Annotated in this window: 18 protein-coding genes; 1 reads left to right on the forward strand and 17 read right to left on the reverse strand. The window is 52.0% G+C overall.

Going from position 1 to position 16,941, the window contains the following annotated elements; translation table 11 throughout:
* Window positions 1–125: 125 nt before the first annotated feature.
* The 15 genes from OEL90_RS06565 to uvrC form a co-directional block, all read right to left on the reverse strand.
* Window positions 126–914: a protein kinase domain-containing protein gene (locus tag OEL90_RS06565; RefSeq protein ID WP_291403851.1), complete on the reverse strand. Its 789-nt coding sequence runs from the start codon at window positions 912–914 to the stop codon at window positions 126–128.
* Window positions 901–1,533 (reverse strand): hypothetical protein, encoded by a 633-nt coding sequence (locus tag OEL90_RS06570; RefSeq protein ID WP_291403853.1) that lies wholly within the window; start codon window positions 1,531–1,533, stop codon window positions 901–903. The genes OEL90_RS06565 and OEL90_RS06570 overlap by 14 nt, the downstream gene beginning before the upstream one ends.
* Window positions 1,520–3,061, reverse strand: a complete 1,542-nt coding sequence (locus OEL90_RS06575; protein WP_291403855.1) for a DUF5702 domain-containing protein — start codon at window positions 3,059–3,061, stop codon at window positions 1,520–1,522. Before OEL90_RS06575 ends, OEL90_RS06570 begins: the two co-directional genes overlap by 14 nt.
* Window positions 3,062–3,113: 52 nt before the next feature.
* Window positions 3,114–3,569: a hypothetical protein gene (locus OEL90_RS06580; protein ID WP_291403858.1), complete on the reverse strand. Its 456-nt coding sequence runs from the start codon at window positions 3,567–3,569 to the stop codon at window positions 3,114–3,116.
* Between the two features lie 201 nt (window positions 3,570–3,770).
* Window positions 3,771–3,962 (reverse strand): hypothetical protein, encoded by a 192-nt coding sequence (locus tag OEL90_RS06585; protein WP_291403859.1) that lies wholly within the window; start codon window positions 3,960–3,962, stop codon window positions 3,771–3,773.
* A 235-nt stretch (window positions 3,963–4,197) separates the two neighbouring features.
* A complete protein-coding gene (locus OEL90_RS06590) occupies window positions 4,198–4,854 on the reverse strand; it encodes a PHP domain-containing protein (protein WP_291403861.1) in 657 nt (218 codons plus the stop codon).
* Between the two features lie 194 nt (window positions 4,855–5,048).
* Window positions 5,049–5,231 (reverse strand): hypothetical protein, encoded by a 183-nt coding sequence (locus OEL90_RS06595; protein ID WP_291403863.1) that lies wholly within the window; start codon window positions 5,229–5,231, stop codon window positions 5,049–5,051.
* Complete coding sequence (locus OEL90_RS06600) at window positions 5,231–5,788, reverse strand: ATP-binding protein (RefSeq protein ID WP_291403865.1); 558 nt, start codon at window positions 5,786–5,788, stop codon at window positions 5,231–5,233. The genes OEL90_RS06595 and OEL90_RS06600 overlap by 1 nt, the downstream gene beginning before the upstream one ends.
* A gap of 5 nt (window positions 5,789–5,793) precedes the next feature.
* Window positions 5,794–6,522 (reverse strand): phosphoesterase, encoded by a 729-nt coding sequence (locus OEL90_RS06605; protein WP_291403867.1) that lies wholly within the window; start codon window positions 6,520–6,522, stop codon window positions 5,794–5,796.
* Complete coding sequence (locus OEL90_RS06610) at window positions 6,522–6,854, reverse strand: AraC family transcriptional regulator (RefSeq protein WP_291403869.1); 333 nt, start codon at window positions 6,852–6,854, stop codon at window positions 6,522–6,524. The genes OEL90_RS06605 and OEL90_RS06610 overlap by 1 nt, the downstream gene beginning before the upstream one ends.
* A 5-nt stretch (window positions 6,855–6,859) precedes the next feature.
* A complete protein-coding gene (locus tag OEL90_RS06615; protein ID WP_291403871.1) occupies window positions 6,860–8,128 on the reverse strand; it encodes a [Fe-Fe] hydrogenase large subunit C-terminal domain-containing protein in 1,269 nt (422 codons plus the stop codon).
* 14 nt (window positions 8,129–8,142) lie between these two features.
* Window positions 8,143–8,592, reverse strand: coding sequence for an ATP-binding protein (locus OEL90_RS06620; protein WP_291403873.1), 450 nt, complete (start codon window positions 8,590–8,592; stop codon window positions 8,143–8,145).
* A gap of 56 nt (window positions 8,593–8,648) precedes the next feature.
* Window positions 8,649–9,005: a DRTGG domain-containing protein gene (locus OEL90_RS06625; protein ID WP_291403875.1), complete on the reverse strand. Its 357-nt coding sequence runs from the start codon at window positions 9,003–9,005 to the stop codon at window positions 8,649–8,651.
* Window positions 9,006–9,153: 148 nt separating this feature from the next.
* Window positions 9,154–10,122, reverse strand: coding sequence for a dTMP kinase (gene tmk / locus OEL90_RS06630; RefSeq protein ID WP_307730894.1), 969 nt, complete (start codon window positions 10,120–10,122; stop codon window positions 9,154–9,156).
* Window positions 10,123–10,270: 148 nt separating this feature from the next.
* Entirely contained in the window at window positions 10,271–12,367 is a 2,097-nt protein-coding gene (gene uvrC, locus OEL90_RS06635; protein WP_291403877.1) for an excinuclease ABC subunit UvrC, read from the reverse strand.
* Between the two features lie 185 nt (window positions 12,368–12,552).
* Here uvrC and OEL90_RS06640 point away from each other — a divergent pair, with 185 nt between their 5' ends.
* Entirely contained in the window at window positions 12,553–13,035 is a 483-nt protein-coding gene (locus tag OEL90_RS06640; RefSeq protein WP_291403879.1) for a ferritin-like domain-containing protein, read from the forward strand.
* A 222-nt stretch (window positions 13,036–13,257) separates the two neighbouring features.
* Here the strand turns inward: OEL90_RS06640 and OEL90_RS06645 are convergent, their stop codons facing one another.
* Window positions 13,258–13,917 (reverse strand): hypothetical protein, encoded by a 660-nt coding sequence (locus OEL90_RS06645; protein WP_291403881.1) that lies wholly within the window; start codon window positions 13,915–13,917, stop codon window positions 13,258–13,260.
* Window positions 13,914–16,937 (reverse strand): excinuclease ABC subunit UvrA, encoded by a 3,024-nt coding sequence (uvrA, locus tag OEL90_RS06650; RefSeq protein ID WP_291403882.1) that lies wholly within the window; start codon window positions 16,935–16,937, stop codon window positions 13,914–13,916. Before uvrA ends, OEL90_RS06645 begins: the two co-directional genes overlap by 4 nt.
* Between the last annotated feature and the right edge of the window lie 4 nt (window positions 16,938–16,941).

Here is a 16,941-nt window from a genome sequence, read left to right on the forward strand (position 1 = left end):
CTCCTCATAGTTCATACGTTTAATGCGGACGACCATCGCTTATTTTCGCTTTCATTATATACAAATAATTTATACGTCGCAATAATTTTATACGGCTCTAAATATTGATTTTTTGTAATCTGAGTCTACCCTTCACCCACCAGATTGATCAACGCTTCACGCAGCCCAGCAGCACTTTCCATTCTCGACACTGACTCGATTCGTGTGCACCGGCGCATCACGTCATAGAACCCAGGGCTGAAGCTGTGAGGCTCAAGCGCCGCGATCTCCAAAAACATCCGCCCGAAACTATATAGATCCACCGCAGCATCACAGCTTGCCGGAAACAGCTTTGCTTCAGGCGGAGCATAGCCTTTGGTGCCTTTAATCGCAGTGCGTTCGCCTACCCTGTCTGCATCCGCTTTTAGAGCCGGGCCCTTTTGCCCTCCCGTTACCAATGGCCTGGCTGAGTCGAAATCAATCAGTACAGCGTCTTCAAAGAGGTCAATGATAACGTTCTCAGGTTTGAGATCATGGTGAATAAAACCATAAACCCCATGAAGACGGCTTAGGGTTGTCGCGAGCTGAATCGACCACTTCATGGCATTCAGCACAGCCTTGTGAGGTGTCGCGGACATAAGCATCCTCAGGGTCATGCCCTCAATCCACTCCTCTTCAACCAGGAGTTCCTCCCTGAGATGTCCCGAAACCGACCAATGAAAGACTACCGGCACATTCATACCTCTTGGCGCCCGCATCAAATCCAGCAATTTGAGATAAGCCTCACTCACCGGCTTTTCATACCGTTTAATGCAGCGCTTGCCGCGCCCTTCCAGGCTGCGTACGCAGTATACGCTGCAGCTGCTTCCTTTCGCGATATCTTCCGGGATAGGCGCAGGTTGGTTCACCGGGAAAGAATCCTTATTTTTTTTCAAACAGCGGCACCTCCAATACACAATGCGCGCAGGCCTCGTAACCTTGAAGCTCTGCCTCGTCTTGCAGTATTTCACGACTGGACTTTCTGAGATGAAAGCAGTCTGCTTTATGGTATTTCGATCCGGTGTTGGTGACAAAGACCACCGAAGATTCCTTAACGCCATTTTCACCCTCACCCGGACTGTCATTCGCCCTGTAAATTGAACGCCCCGTCTTTTCAAAGCTGGTCACCACACAGCCAATAATCGGAACCCTGCGGACCCAATAGAGCTTAGCCACAAAATTCCCGTTGTCATCCTCGCGAAGGTAAAGATATTGAATGTCCACTTTGCGATCCTCAACCGCCACCAGGTTGGCGGCCATGGCCAGACTCGTTCCCACTGGCGAATGCAGCGTCGCCGGATCCTGAACTGAAATCTGCAGGCAGGTGTTATGAAACGCCTGCCGCGTAACCTCCACCGCTCTGAGGTGTCCCAAATACTGGGCGAGTCCCAAACCCATCATCAGCAGCAGGGGGATCGCAATGGCGGCTTCAACCGTCAGCACACCTCTGCGGTTAAGTCCGCGGTTAACCCAACAGTCTGACCTCCGGTCACGCCAGCCCTTAATCCAATCCATAGCCATCTTCCCATATCACCCCCGGAAGCCCGCCATCCGGTTCAACATGAATGGCAAACCTCGTCGCCCTGCGACTGAGGTCGATCCCTTCCTCACCATCCCCAATCGAAATCAAGTCCATAACGCGCAGTACATGACTCGTTGTTGCTCTTGCCGCAAGCAGAGCGATTAAGTGGTCCCCATAGTCCGCCATGGTCAGGTCATCTCGCTTCAGCGCGTCATGAGTGGCAGCCGCCGCCTCGTCGCCGCCATCACCAAATCCGGTGCGCCAAGCTTCATCCGTGAAATGCACCCAGGGCAGCGCTTCGCCGTTTAGCAGCCGCTTTAAATCACTCCTGCTCTCTGCCGCGCCCCAGGTCAGAACGAGTGCCGATGAGGTAATCGGAGCCGGAACACCCGTGACAGCATTAACCGCCCCCGCCACAGCTCCGATTAATTCCTGCTTTTCTCTGCAGGCAGAGACGTGGGACATATTACCCGCGAGACGCATTAAAAAAACCTCTGAAAATGCTCTGGCCTTATTGAAGGCCTCTTCATCATAACCATATAGGATATACTCCAGCTCAGCCTTGAAGTATGACGGCTGGGGCGTTGCGATGTAAAAGGCAGCCCGGCTGTCAGCCACCCAATGTCTGAAGTGGCGCGCGACATAGAAAAGGAACGGCACACGGTCTGAAGGCGACAAAGCCGCTCTTGGACCAAGGTAAGCGCGGCTGATCAGCTTAGCCTGTACTTCCGTCTCCAGGGTTTTGTCCTGGGCCTGGGCCTGAGCCTGATCTCGATCCCGGTCATGATCATAAGGATCTTGAGTCCCTCCGGTTTCTACAGTCTTTCCAATTTGCCGGATCCACTGGATCCCTTTAGCTGCGAGTTCTCGATCCTCCTGCGTCGCTTCCGTCAAATCCGCTGCCCCATTGGACTCTTCTGCCTGATCACCGTCAACAGTTTCGGGTCTCTCCTCCCTTGCGCCACTCAAATGCGCCTCAAATAAGGCACCTGAAGCATTTTTCTCCACAGGCCCCTCGTCGCCGTTTCCCAACACCGGAACCGCCGAAAGTCCTCCAGCAAATCTGTTCAGCACCTCATCCGCAACCCCCGCTGCAACCGCCTGCCTGACTGCCTCCATAAAATACGCAGGCTGATCAAGGCTGCGGCGCGGCTCAAATTCCCACGTTCTCTCCGGCCGTTTCCAGCTCAGGTTCGGTCCGGAAGGCCCAGAGAAGTAGGCCGATGGTTCCACAAATTCAAGATCCACCGCCAACAAACTGTAGGCCTCCAATAGACGCCGGTCGTAGGTATGAAGAATCGACTGTCCCGCCAGCTCCAGCGTCCTGAGCATTTCCGCATGCCTCGTCTGTTTAGTCCCAAAGGAAACCAATGCTGCGAAAAGCATGATGAGGGTCATAGTCATCAGCAGCACAAACAATGTCACGGATCCATTATCCCCTAATGAAATAGCTGGAACGCAGCGCTGCCTGATTTGATAGTTCAGACTCACCTTGTGATTTTGTATTTGAGCGTTGTCCATGCCCTTCCCCCATTTATGCTTGGATGATCAGTTAAACCTATCCGAAATCGCCTCACTCCCCCGAATTCATGTCAGGTTGTAGTTGATACATTGAATAGACCAACAGATTCACCGGAAGTCTGAGGTGAAAAGACCGGCCTTTGATAGGCCTCAGCTTCTTCAGCATGCGTTGATCCGGATCCAAAATTGCATTCAGCTTTAAAGTGCGAATGCCTGCTGCGCCTTTCAATTCAAATGACTGACTCATTTCATAGGATCCAGCTGCTTTAAGTCCGTGCTTCATGTCTAACCGCTGCGTTTCCACCTGATGCATTTCTATTGTCCCGTATTGGTGCATGCCTGCCACCATTAGGATCGACTGGAACTCAAAAAGCATCACCATAATAATCAATATTGACAGCATTAGTGCTGCCGGAACAAGGATCGCCGCCTCAACCGTCAGCATCCCCCTTTGCCCGGAAATTCCGGTCAATATTCTTTTATGTAGAGGATTGATAGAATTGGTCATTAATATCACCTGCTTTCGATGCTTTCGATGGGATGACAATGTCATTGCTTCATTTTAATTTTACATTTTATTCCTTTTTTTATGTAATATTAGATTACCACATTTTAACATTTCGTCAAGATCTTTCTGTGAGGAGAATTTTACAGCCTAAATTCACTGCTCCCATTATTGTCCTCGAGGCTCACTCTTCGGAAGGTTTCTTCAGCGTATCAGTTTGAGGAATTCACTGCCGGCTTTCATGCGTGCCTCCGCGTTCAAAAACGCTTTTTTAAGTCTCATGGTCATTATGCTCACGATCTCACTCTCCCATAACCATGACTCTATACAAGCCATCGGCATGGCACTGTTTCGCTTTATGGCGGCATCCCTTGCTGTTGGACTCACGCTTGGCATTTTCTATCAACCCCGCAGCTGGTGTCAAGTCTGCCCAATGGGACACGCGACCAGCATTATTGCCAATTAACAGAAGAAACTGCCGCCTAACCGCATAGCGGAGGTGGGAGGCGGTGTCTGAGAGACCGCTTCCGCCACACAGCAATAAAGGGACTGTTGAAGAATGACTTATCATTCTCCAGCAGTCCCTTTTCTCATTATAATTATTTATCAGTGGGTTCAAAGCTCAAACTACTTACACCGCAATAGCTTCGTTCAACTGTGCAGCAGGCAGAACAGGCAGCGACCTCAGAGAAACAGGTTGACACTGACCCATTTTCAGGGCGCGTATCAAGTCTCTCTCCGAATGCACTGCTGCATCCACTTGCGTCGCATAAGCGCCTACTTCACCGGGCTTGTGGGCATCGCTGCCGCCCGTGACAGGCATACCGAGCTTAGAGGCCGCTTCAACCGCCAGAGCATTGTGCTTCAAAAAAGTCCGCCCGTTGTAGCCTTCAATGGCCGTTAGTCCGGACAGTTCAAAAATAGCATTTCCCAGCCCCCGGCCGTTATCACGAAACGGATGCGCAGCTATAGTCGCTCCGCCGCGCTCATTGACATAATCAATAAGGAACTGAGGATCCAGTTTGTTGTCTCTATCTGCCTGCGGAAGCTCATCCACGCCAAACACAAGGATATCCCCCCGTGACGTTGATACCTCAACACCGACAAAAATCAACAACTCATGGCGGGCACTCAAAAATCTGGCCTGGGAACGCAGCCCCAGAACATCGTGGTCCGTGACCGCAATGCCATCCAGTCCCTGCGCCTTTGCTTCCCGAACGATTTGCTCGAGATCAAGCCGACTGTCCTTACTATGCTTTGATTCATGTATATGCAAGTCGAATTTCATACAATGCTCACCCCTGCTAAAAAGAAAACGTCCGGCACCAATGCCGGACGCCTGTTAACAGTATAACCCGGAACTCGTGATTTCCGGCATTGAAAATTCTTATCCATTCTTATAAACGATTATGATTTTTAATCATGGCCCCCAGCGAAAAGAACAAATGTCCCCGTACAAAGGCGTCCATGTGCAAAAATCAGTTATTCTCCTGGGGGAAGGACACCCGCGACCACAATCAGGATAAACCCTGCGCCAAAGCCAAACGTCAGCAGCGCAAGACGAACATAGCCGGACAACCCCAGTCTGGATGTGACAACTGCAACGAGGATCGTCAGCAGGATCAGGATGAACCCCGCCTTCTTGAAGGCTCTCGGATTCAGCATCAATAAACCGCCTCGCTCCCAATCGCCGCAATATTTTCGTGGACATATTCCCGAAGCCAGCGCACCACATCTATGTTGTCCAGAGGCACGTCATCCCCCAGCATCCGTCTGATCTCTCTGGTGCTGAGCGAAAATTTCTGGTCATCCACGTAATGGGTCAGAATGAGGTCCGTCTTCGGACTTCCGAGAGCTATGGTGACTATGGTGTCCGTCAGGTTGCCCAATGGGACCCGGTCAATGTGGCTGAGCCTGAAGTTTGCGATCAGCTCAGTGCCGACACCCAGCTCAGATTTCAACTCAAAAGAACCGTCACAGCCTTCCGCACTCAGTTTAAACATAGGAATTCCAAGGCCAACCTTGCGTGTGGTTCTCGTCGTATAAAACGGATCGACAACCCGGCGGACCGTTTCCTCATCCATCCCCCGGCCATCGTCTTTAATCTTGATGGTCAGCCGGTCCTCTTTTCTCGCCTCAATAATGACAATCCTGAGGGTTGCCGCTTCTGCGACTATTGAGTTTTGCGCGATATCTAAAATGTGCAGCGAAAGCTCTCGCATAAACGTTACTCCTTTTTCATCAGTGGGATTGACAAGGTGTCGATCAGGCAGTCCAAAGTCCGTTCTCGAAGATCAATGGCGTTCTCTCTCTCTGAAAGGTCAATCAGTTGGTGGGCATCCGAATTCCTCAATATTCTATATGCTGCCAGCTCAGGGTGTGCCTCCAGAAATTGATCCCCTTTCGAGCCTGCTGTGATTTCCAGGGTCGTGAAGGCTTCCCCAGGCGGTATAAAACCGAGGTTGGACAACAGACTGTTGGAGCTGCGGTTCACATGAGCCGGGACGGGCACGCCGCCCAAACGTCTGACATGTGCCACGGCGTCGCTGAGGCTGAGCTGACAGGAAGTGATCAAGGTATGGACCACTTCTCCCACCGGCTCATCCTGATCGTCCATGAGCAGCTGATGTCCGAAGCGCTCAGGGCGATTTGGCAATTTCAGCATGGCACCGTCTACGATTTCAAAAAACGCTTCCAAATCCTCCACCCGCCTAAACAGGCAGAGCACATGAACATCTTCCAGAGTCTGGAGCTCCATAGCCGGCACCAGCAGCATGTCGCGCTTAGCAGCGACTGCCATAGCCGAGCGCACGTTGCCACAGTGGTTGTGATCCGCGATTGCCAAAATGTCGAGGCCTTTGATCATGGCCATGTTGACGACGTTGTTCGGCGTCATCTCTTCTTCACCGCACGGCGACAAGCACGTATGCATGTGCAGGTCATAGTACAGCAGCATTATCTTAGACCGGCTTCGTAAAGCACCTGAAAGATGCCGTAAGCATCCAGGTCCGACCCCACAACCGCGATGTTTTCTTCAACAGCTTTGTCGAGCACTGCCTGATCCATGGTCAATCCATCCGGAAGGATAATGCATGAAAATTCAAGCAAAGAAGCCACTGCGAGGACATTCTGATGCGTCTGGACCGTAATCCACGCATTGCCCGCTTTGCCCTTGGCCATAACCCAGCTGAGCAGATCACTGCAATACAGCCCCGTGATCACTTGGGATTCATCACCCACAGCATAGACCCGAAAACCTTCAATTCTTTCAAGTTCTGAGATTTTCAAAAAAGTCACCTCTCCTCTGACAAATTATATTTTCGCTCGTTGTTCTTCCGGACGACACAATCGGCTAAAGTTGCCCTGCCCATAACAATATCTTCTGCGAGCGCCCGGCAAGTCGGCGCGCCGCATGCGCCGCAGTCAATCCCCGGCAGCATGTGATACAGCGCCTCGATGCGCGACAGCTTCTCGAGGGCGGTTTTGAAGTCCGCGTCCAGCTTCATGACCGGGAGCGGTTCAATCTCCTCGTCCCATTCCAGCATGTCTTCCGTGATCTCACCAAATGCTTCCATGGAGACCTCTTGAGGATATTTTGCCGATAGTCTTCTGATCCTGCCCTTCGCTATAAAGGGATTCTCAGGATTCAGAGGCCCGCCGACACAGCCTGTGACACAAGCGTAACCCTCGAAGAAATCGATATCGTTCAGTTTCCCAAGCTCAAGCTGCTCCAGGACTTTAATGACTTCATCTATGCCGTCGACCGCAAGATAGTCCTCTGCACCCATGGCGTAGCTTTGGCCGCCCACCATCCCCCAGCCAATCCCTTTGCCGCTGCACTTCGAAATCTGCTGAACGACTTCAATATCGTCATACATACGCAGGATTTTCGTATAGATGGCTTCCAGGGAAATGGCGCCGTTGATCTGAGACTTTTCTATGCCGATGGGCTTGCGAATACTCGTAATCTTAGCCGGACATTCGGTCAGGTAAAAGACTCCAATGTCCTCCTGGGCAAGACCCGTCATTTCTTCAATTTTCTTTCTGGCGATCCTCGCGGCAACTTCACTTGGCGATTCCAGCTGGCTGATGTGATCGATCAGGGTTGGAAAACGCATTTGAATCAAGCGTATGACAGCCGGACAATAAACGGAAATCAAAGGCTTGACATGCCCTTCCTCTTCGACGCGCTTTTTCTGAATCTGTGTGATCAAGTCCGCGGCGTAGGCCACGTCAAAGACAAAGTCAAAACCGAGCTGATAGAAACCATTCAGTACCTTGTTCATGTCGTATTCCAATCCAAACTGGCCGTAAATCGAAATGGCCGGTAAGGCGACATTGTATTTGAATTTCTTAAGCATCTCAAGCGAGTCGGATTGCGCACCTTTGGCATGGTAAGGACAGACTTTGATACACATGCCGCAGTCTATACAGCGTTCCGTCATGATCTCCGCTTTGCCGTCGCGCACTCGGATCGCCTGAGTGGGGCATCTGTCGAGACAATACGTGCAGCCATTGCAGTAATCCCGCTCTAGTATGACGGAGTGCAAAAACTTCTCCATAATTACCTCCAGCCCTAAAGTCGAATGACCATTTTAATGCGCGTCGACTCGCCTTTTGCCGACTCAATGACGAACTCGTCGCAGCATTTTTTCATGTTCGGAAGTCCCATTCCGGCGCCAAAACCCATTTCGCGGGCAGACGTTTTCGCTGTGGAATAGCCTGCCGTCATGGCAAGTTCCACATCTTCAATCCCCGGGCCTTTGTCCACGGCCCAGATTTCAATGCGGTCACTCATCAGCATCACCGTGATGACGCCACCCTCTGAGTGGATGACAATGTTGATCTCTGCTTCATAGGTCATAACCGCGATGCGGCGGATGATTTCTTTATCCAGGCCTATCTCACGACACTTTTTTTTGATATCACTCGATGCCGAGCCGGCATGGGCAAAATCTTCTTTCATCACATCGTAATCATAGGCCATTACCGCCGAGGCACGGTCCATTTCCAAGGCTTTGCTCATAGCGTCTCACCTCACTGGTTGATGCGCGCTTGTACTGAGTATGTAGAACTACCGGTTTAAAGAGGCACGCCTTCGAGCCCCTGGCCGTACAATATGCCAGATGTAGCGTATAAAGTGTGCGGTGTTGAGATTAAAACCATGTCATTTTCCTCGGCAAGCTCGACCACTTCCATCGGCGGGCACTTGCCTCTGACGAAAACGATTGCGCTTAAATCGAGCATTTCCGCGGTACGTATGACCTGGTTGTTCGTGAGTCCGGTCAGCAGGACACAGTCCTGTGCGTGTTCCGACACAAAGGCGAGCACGTCGCTCATCAAGTCGGAACTGAAGGCGAAATCGATTTTTTTGTCTGAATATTGTTCTCCGACAATGATCTTGCCGCCCAGCAATTCTACCAATGTTCCGATCTGCATAAGAACCTCCTGGTCGTATGTCCTGAAGCGCTGCTTCAACTGCATTGAAGGCGCTGTCAACTATTCGCCTGCCCATTTCGGGATAAGAAAGTTAACTTTTTAACGATCGGTTTAATTATACCATGATTTATTGCTTTTTTCACGAATTCTAATCCTGTTTCATCAAATTGTCCAACAGATTTTTCACGTCTTCGAAAACAGCTTCGACAGGCCTTGAGGCATCCACCTCAACCATCCGCTCTGAATGCTCTGATAACATAATCCTGTAGCCTTCTCGCACCTTGACGTGAAATTCTGCAGCTTCGAGGTCCAGTCGGTTGATCTCCCGGCCGGAGTCGCCGTAGACGCGCTTCAGGCCCTCTGCCGGGTCTATATCCAGATAGATGGTCATGTCCGGCAGAAAATCCTCTGTGGCAAAGCGATTGAGCTCGTAAACCTCGTCCATGCCAATCCCCCGCACATAGCCCTGGTAGACAACGGAGGAGTCCACGAATCTGTCGAAGAGCACCAGGTCACGCCTGCCCAGTTCCGGCAGCACTTTCTGGGTCAAATGCTGGCGCCTGGCTGCTGCGTAGAGCAGCGCTTCGGTCCGCACGTCCATTTCTGTGTGCTCGATGTCGAGGATGATTTCGCGAATCTTTTCAGCGATTCTGACGCCGCCGGGCTCCCTGGTGATCATGACGTCCAGGCCAGTTTTCGTAAAGTAATCCTGGAGCATGGCGAGGAGCGTCGTCTTCCCGGAGCCCTCGCCGCCTTCAAGGCTGACCGTTTTTGTTTTCTTGGCGTCTGGTTGTGACCCCGGGATCCTCAGGACATCATAATAAAGTCTCTCGACTTCCTGAATGCCCACTTGCTCATACCTGGTGGTCTTTCCATTCAGATCCACAACTTCAAGAATTGGCTCTTTGTCACAGTCTCCCATGCAGCTCGTCTGAACGATTTGTATGTGGTTTATACGGTCCTGTGCCATGAGATCCAACAGCCTGGTCAGGGTCTGTCTTGCGCCTGCCGTAATGCCGCAAGTCGCCATGCCAATCCTGACCAGGATTTTTTTGTCATCCCGGGACTGGTCCAGCGCAGCGGCGCGAATTTTCGTCAATTCATCCAGCGATTTCAATTTATAGCCTCCCCCGTCAAGTGTAGGTGACAGGCACCGAGTTAACTTTGGTGCCTGTCACCAATCTCATTTCAGTGCCTGTCACCAATCTCATTTCAGTGCCTGTCACCAAGTTCATTTCTGTACCAGAGCTTCACACAATTAAGACTCAATTCTCTTCGGTTACTTGAGGCTCTGAAGTGCCATGAAAATAGTCATAAACTTTTTCCGCAGTCCGCCGGTTCATGCCGTCGACCTTGGCCAACTCTTCCACTGAGGCTTCGCGAATTTTATCGATGCTCTTAAAATACTGCATCAGCTTCAGTCGCCGCTTTTCGCCAACGCCTTCAATCTCGTCCAGCAATGACTGTGTCATATTTTTGCTCCGCAGCGTCTTATGATACTCCAGCGCGAATCGGTGCACTTCCTCCTGGATCCCTGCCAGGAAGCGATATAGTTCAGGCTGGGTTCGAATCGCGTAAAACTGGCCGCGGTAATAGAGCTGGTCCGTCCTGTGATAATCATCCTTGACGAGGCCGGCAATCTCAAGCTCCAGCCCAAGGGCGTTCATGACCTCCAGCACGGCGGAGACGTGGCCTTTGCCGCCATCGATCAGGATCAGATCCGGGAATTGGGAGAACTTCGCGTTCGCGCTGCTGCCAGCGCCCCATCGGCGTCCTGCCTTGCCTATATAAGTGGCAGGGGACTCTGCTGCTACAATTGCAGCCGCTGCCGCTTCCTCTCCCACTTCAAAGACATCCTCTTCCCCGGTCAACGCACTTCTATCCAGGCCAACGCCGACCACCGATCCCTCCCAGGTGTCGTCCTCCGCCGCAAGTGCTTCCCCAGCATCCTGAGCCTCAACCAGCGCATCGAAGGCAGCCTGCTCCTCAAGACCCCGCCTGAACCTTCGAAACAAAATTTCCTGCATGGAGCCGTAATCATTCGCGCCCTCAATGGTCTTGACCTTAAAGCGCCTGTAATCCCTGGGCTTCTTCTTGCCATCTTCATAAACCACCATGGAGCCCACAGAAAGCACCCCATAAATATTCGATATATCATAGGCTTCGATCCTGCGGATTCGCCCTTTCAGTCCCAGCATCTCCCGCAGAGCCGTTTCGATCTGATCCGACTTCTCGCGCTCGCGCAGGATCCGTTCCTCAAACTTCTCCAGGTACTCCCTGGCATTTTCGCGCACGAGATCCAGAAGTTTAATCTTGTCGCCCCGCTGCGGCGCCGTCAGCTTAATTTTGAAAGAAGCCTTCTTCGCCAGAAACGCCTCCAGCAACTCAAAGTCCTCCGGCAGCCGTTCCACGACGATCTCCTTTGGGAACTCCGTGACGTTGGCGTAGTACTGAAGAATAAAATCATCCAGAAGCGCGTCCGGATCCTGAAGGTATTCCTCTTCAAAGACATACTCCTCTTTGCCAATCATCTTGCCGCCCCGCACGGTGAAAATCATGATGCAGATTCGGTTTTCCGTCGCGAAGCTGCCAATCACGTCCTGGGAGACGTCGGACTCATAGACCACCTTCTGGCGCTCCATCAGCTGATCGATAGCCATAACCTGATTCCTCAGCGCCGCCGCCTTCTCAAACTCCAGCGCCGCCGCGGCCGTCTTCATCTCCGCTGTCAGCTTCTCCTTCAAAAAATCCGTCTTCCCGCCCAGAAACTTGAGAATCTCCTCAATCATAGCCCGGTACTCCGCTTGATGCACGGTGCCCTGACACGGCCCCAGACACTTCCTGATATGAAAATTCAGGCACGGCCGCTCATCCATTTTTTCAAGCCGACGGTTGCACTTCCGAATCGGATAGATCTCCTGCAGCGCCTCGATCGTCCTTCGCACCGCCTCAGCGCTGGTATAAGGCCCAAAATAGCGCGCCTTGTCCCGGGACAGCTGCCGCGTCATGATCAGCCGCGGAAACGGTTCGTCCACCGTCACTTTAATATAGGGATACTGCTTGTCATCCCTCAGCAAAATATTGAATTTGGGCTTATACTGCTTGATCAGCGTCTGTTCGAGGATCAGCGCCTCCATCTCAGAATCCGTGAGAATGTACTCGAACTCCTCGACCACCGCGACCATGCTGCGCACCTTCGGCGCATGGGAATTCAGCGCCCTGAAATAGGAGGACACCCTCTGCTTCAGCCGCTTCGCCTTGCCCACGTAGATCACATTGCCCCATTTATCCTTCATCAGATAGACGCCGGGCGTCTCCGGTACCTTCTTCACTTGCGCCTTGATGGTTTCCATGCGCGTCATAACCAAACTCCGTTTCGTATTTAAAATGACCATCGGCAAAAATAAAAACAAAAACTGGCTGCCGATGGTTCCACATCCCCAATCCTTCTCATTTCCATAAACAATTCTACCATATTTTCTGTTTTGATTGGTGAAAATCGCCGTACGTTGGGTAATAGGTTAACATTACAATAGGAGGTGTTTTCATGAGTCTTTACGATCTTGCCGTCAAAATGGAAATGGACGGTGAACAGTATTACCTCGAACTCGCCAATAACGCTGTGAACCCGGGAATCAAGGCTGTCTTTGAACTGATGGCAGCAGACGAACACAAGCACTATGAAATCGTCAGCAACATTATATCCGGCAGCGTCCGCTTCATGGAAGGGACCAGTCTGGACACTCTCAAAAGTGTCTTTGCCAAGGCCCTCGAAACCAAAGAATCCCTCGAGATGCCGGAGCACGCCTTTGAAGCTTACATGAAAGCCGCCGACATGGAACGCAGCTCAATCGAATTCTATAAAGACGCCTATGAGCGCACAAATTCCGACCACGAGAAAAAAATTCTGATCGAGCTGCAGGAAGAAGAGAATCGTCATCTCATGATCGTCGAAAACCTCGCCGAATACGTCAGACGGCCTGAAGAATGGGTTGAATCTGCGGAATTTAATCACATGATGGAGTACTAAGTCTATACAAAGCAAAAAGGACAATCCGGAAATCGCGTGACGCGAGGCGAATTCCGGATTGTCCTTTATTTTGTGTTTGAAGCCAAAACGAGGAAATTGGTGTCAGCGGCCTTTGGCCTATTACGGCCTTTGGCCTATTGCGACCTTTGGCCTATCGCGGCCTTTGGCCTATCACGGCCTTTGGCCTATCACGGCCTTTGGCCTATTACCCCTTCTTCTGCACTATCCAACGCGGCGAATCAGCTTCGCCTGCTGCAAATAGGCGCACACGGGCTCTGCCAGATTTTCCGGGAGTCTCAGGCACAAGCGGCCGCCCGTTCCCGCGAGCCTCAAAGTAAGGCGTTCGCCGACCAGCGTGAAGGACTCAAACTCCTCGTATTGATAAATGCCGCTCGTCGTCATGGCCTTGCTCGACATGCCATAGTGCTTTCGAAAGTTCAATCCTCTCACCAGGATGATGTCGTGCTGAAAATCAGCCCTGGCAAAGCGGCTGCTGATCAGAAGCAAAGCTTCTGTTATCACAATCCACGTCACAACGCTGGCCACTATGAGACGCGGCTCAATCCGATCGAGCTGAAACAGCGGAACCATCCCTGTCAAAGCCATGCCCGCGACGGTGAGAATTCGGTCATAAAGCGGCGTTTCGGCGGTTTTAAGGGAAAACCTGAATTTATAAAGATCCGCGACCTGTCGACTAAGCGCTTCATTGATGGTCATATAGACCAGCGGCTGAAAGACCAGAAAAGCAAACAAAGCAAAATTCCAGGCTGTCAGCCTGTCATTTTCAAAGGGCTCAGGCACCAGAATAAAGGAGCCAAGCACGAAAAAGAAAGCAGCGATAAAGCTGAAGGTCGCTAAAAAACTACGGCTCAGTCGTCTCATGAAGTCGTCTTCCTCGCTTTTCTCTTAGGCTTCTCGGGTGCGGGTTCTATTGGAGCTTGGGCTATCGGTGCTGCGTCATTCAATTCCGGCTCCGGTGCCGCTGTTTCTTTATCCGCTGCCGTCTTTTTCTCTTTGACTTTTTTAGCTTTTACCTCTTGTCTGGATTCCTCGAGGGTTGCCACGTCCCACAGGTGTTCCTTTTCCAGGATCGGCCGCAAGTACTGACCGGTATAGGACGATTCACAGCGCGCCACCTGTTCAGGTGTACCAACCGCCACGACCCCGCCGCCTTTGTCTCCGCCGTCCGGACCAAGGTCGATCAGATAGTCCGCAGACTTTATGACATCGATATTGTGCTCAATAATGACCACGGTATTTCCGCCCTGAACCAGACGGTCCAGAACTTTGATCAGATGGTGAACATCAGCGATATGAAGACCCGTCGTCGGCTCGTCCAGGATATAAAGGGTCCTGCCCGTACTGACTTTGCTAAGCTCCGTGGCGAGCTTGACCCTCTGGGCTTCACCCCCGGAGAGCTCAGTCGATGGCTGGCCCAGCTTGATATAGTCCAGACCGACCTCGTGGAGCGCTTTAATCTTGCGCTTGATCTTTGGAATGCTGTCAAAAAAGTCGAGGGCCTCCTCGACGTTCATGTCGAGAATATCGGCTATACTCTTGCCCTTGTATTTGACTTCCAGCGTCTCGCGATTATAACGCTTGCCCTTACAGACATCACACTGAACGTAGACGTCCGGCAGAAAGTGCATTTCAATTTTCAGGATGCCGTCCCCGCGGCAGGCTTCGCAGCGGCCGCCCTTGACATTAAAGCTGAAGCGGCCCTTCTGATAGCCTCGGATTTTTGCCTCTGGCACCCGCGCAAAGAGATCCCGGATCGGATCAAAAACACCTGTATAGGTCGCCGGATTAGAGCGCGGCGTGCGCCCGATTGGCGACTGGTCTATGTCGATGATCTTGTCTATTTCTTCGAGACCCTCGATGCCAAGGTGACGACCAGGCTTGACCCTGGTGCCGTTGATGCGCACCGCGGCACTTTTGAAGAGAATCTCATTGATCAGCGTGCTCTTCCCGGAACCGGAAACCCCGGTGATACAGGTCATGACCCCTCTGGGAATTGCGACGTCTATGTTTTGAAGATTGTTTTCAGCCGCCCCCAAAATCCGGATCCACTGACCATTGGGACTTCTTCGGGCTTTTGGCAGTTCTACCTTCTTACGACCGGAAAGGTACTGGCCGGTGAGGGACGTCTCGCTCACCATCAGCTCAGGCACCTTGCCGGAAAAGATAACTTCGCCGCCATGCACCCCTGCGCCCGGACCCATATCAATGACGTGATCCGCCGCCATAATGGTTTCTTCGTCATGCTCGACTACCAGCAGCGTGTTGCCAAGTTCCGTGAGGTTTCTCAAGGTTTTCAGCAGTTTGCTGTTGTCCTTTTGATGGAGACCAATCGACGGTTCATCCAGAATGTACAGCACCCCAACCAGGCCGGACCCAATCTGGGTCGCAAGGCGAATCCGCTGGGACTCGCCGCCGGATAACGTCCCGGCTGTCCTGGATAAAGTTAAATAGTCCAGACCGACATCCTTAAGAAAGTTGAGCCGGCCGGAAATTTCCCTGACAATCGGCTCAGAAATGGCCGTTTTCATGGTATCCAGCTGTACCCGGTTGAAGAAATCTACCAGATCGCGAACGGCCATCTCCGTCATTTGATGAATGTTGACCCCGCCAAAGTGAACGGCCAGAACTTCGTCCTTGAGCCGTGCGCCATGGCATTTTTCACAGGGCTCAAGACTCATGAATTCGCTGAACCACTCCCGCATATTGTCGGACTGGCTCTCGTTATAACGGCGCTGAATGTTGGGAATGATGCCCTCAAAAGTCGCCTGGTATTTCTTGTAGCCCCCAAAGCGGCTGTCGAAATAGATCTCAAATTCCTGAGTCCCCGAGCCATACAGGATGGCTTTCAGGGTTTCCGGCTTCAGCTGATCAATGGGTGTTTCGTCTGAGTCTCCAAAATGATCCAGGATCGCCTTGATCATCTGCGGGAAAAAGGTCTCCTGTCCGCTGTTCGCCACCGGGGCCACCGCGCCGTCCTTAATGGACAGATGCCGGTTTGGAATAATCAGGTCAGGGTCAATTTTTTGCAGGTACCCAATGCCCTTGCAGTGGTCGCAAGCCCCGTAAGGCGCATTGAAGGAGAACATGCGGGGCTCCATTTCCGTAATGCCGAGCCCGTGCTCCGGGCAGGCAAACTGCGTATTGAAGACGAGATCCTCGCCCTCCAGGATATTGACCACCACCAGGTCTCCCGTCAGCTTGAGGGCTGTTTCCACGGAATCTGACAGCCTTTGCTGTATGCCCTCACGCACAATCAGCCGGTCTATGACCACTTCAATCAAGTGTTTTTGAGTCTTGTTCAATATGATGTCCTCAGAAGCCTCCCTGATCTCGCCGTCAATCCGCAGCCGGACAAAGCCTTCTTTGCGGACGGACTCGAGCTCCTTTTTGTGCTCGCCCTTCTTGCCGCGAACGACAGGCGCCAGCACCTGGACCTTAGTCCCTTCGGGCAGTCCCATGACGCGGTCGACTATCTGGTCCACCGTCTGCTGTGAAATTTCGATCCCGCAGACCGGGCAATGAGGCGTTCCGGCCCTGGCGTACAGCAGTCTCAGGTAATCATAGATTTCCGTTACTGTGCCAACTGTAGAACGGGGGTTTCGGCTCGTGGTCTTCTGATCTATGGAAATCGCCGGCGACAAGCCGCTGATGGACTCCACGTTGGGTTTTTCCATTTGGCCGAGAAACTGCCGGGCATACGCAGACAAACTCTCCACATAGCGCCGCTGGCCCTCTGCGTAGATGGTGTCAAAAGCCAGAGAGGACTTTCCTGAGCCGCTCAGCCCGGTGATGACGACCAGTTCGTCCCGGGGTATGTCTATATCGATGTTTTTCAGGTTGTGCTCCTTGGCACCCCTGATTTCAAGTTGATTCTTGCTCACCTGT

The sequence above is a fragment of the Acidaminobacter sp. genome, assembly GCF_030247605.1.
Taxonomy (GTDB): Bacteria; Bacillota; Clostridia; order Peptostreptococcales; family Acidaminobacteraceae; genus Acidaminobacter.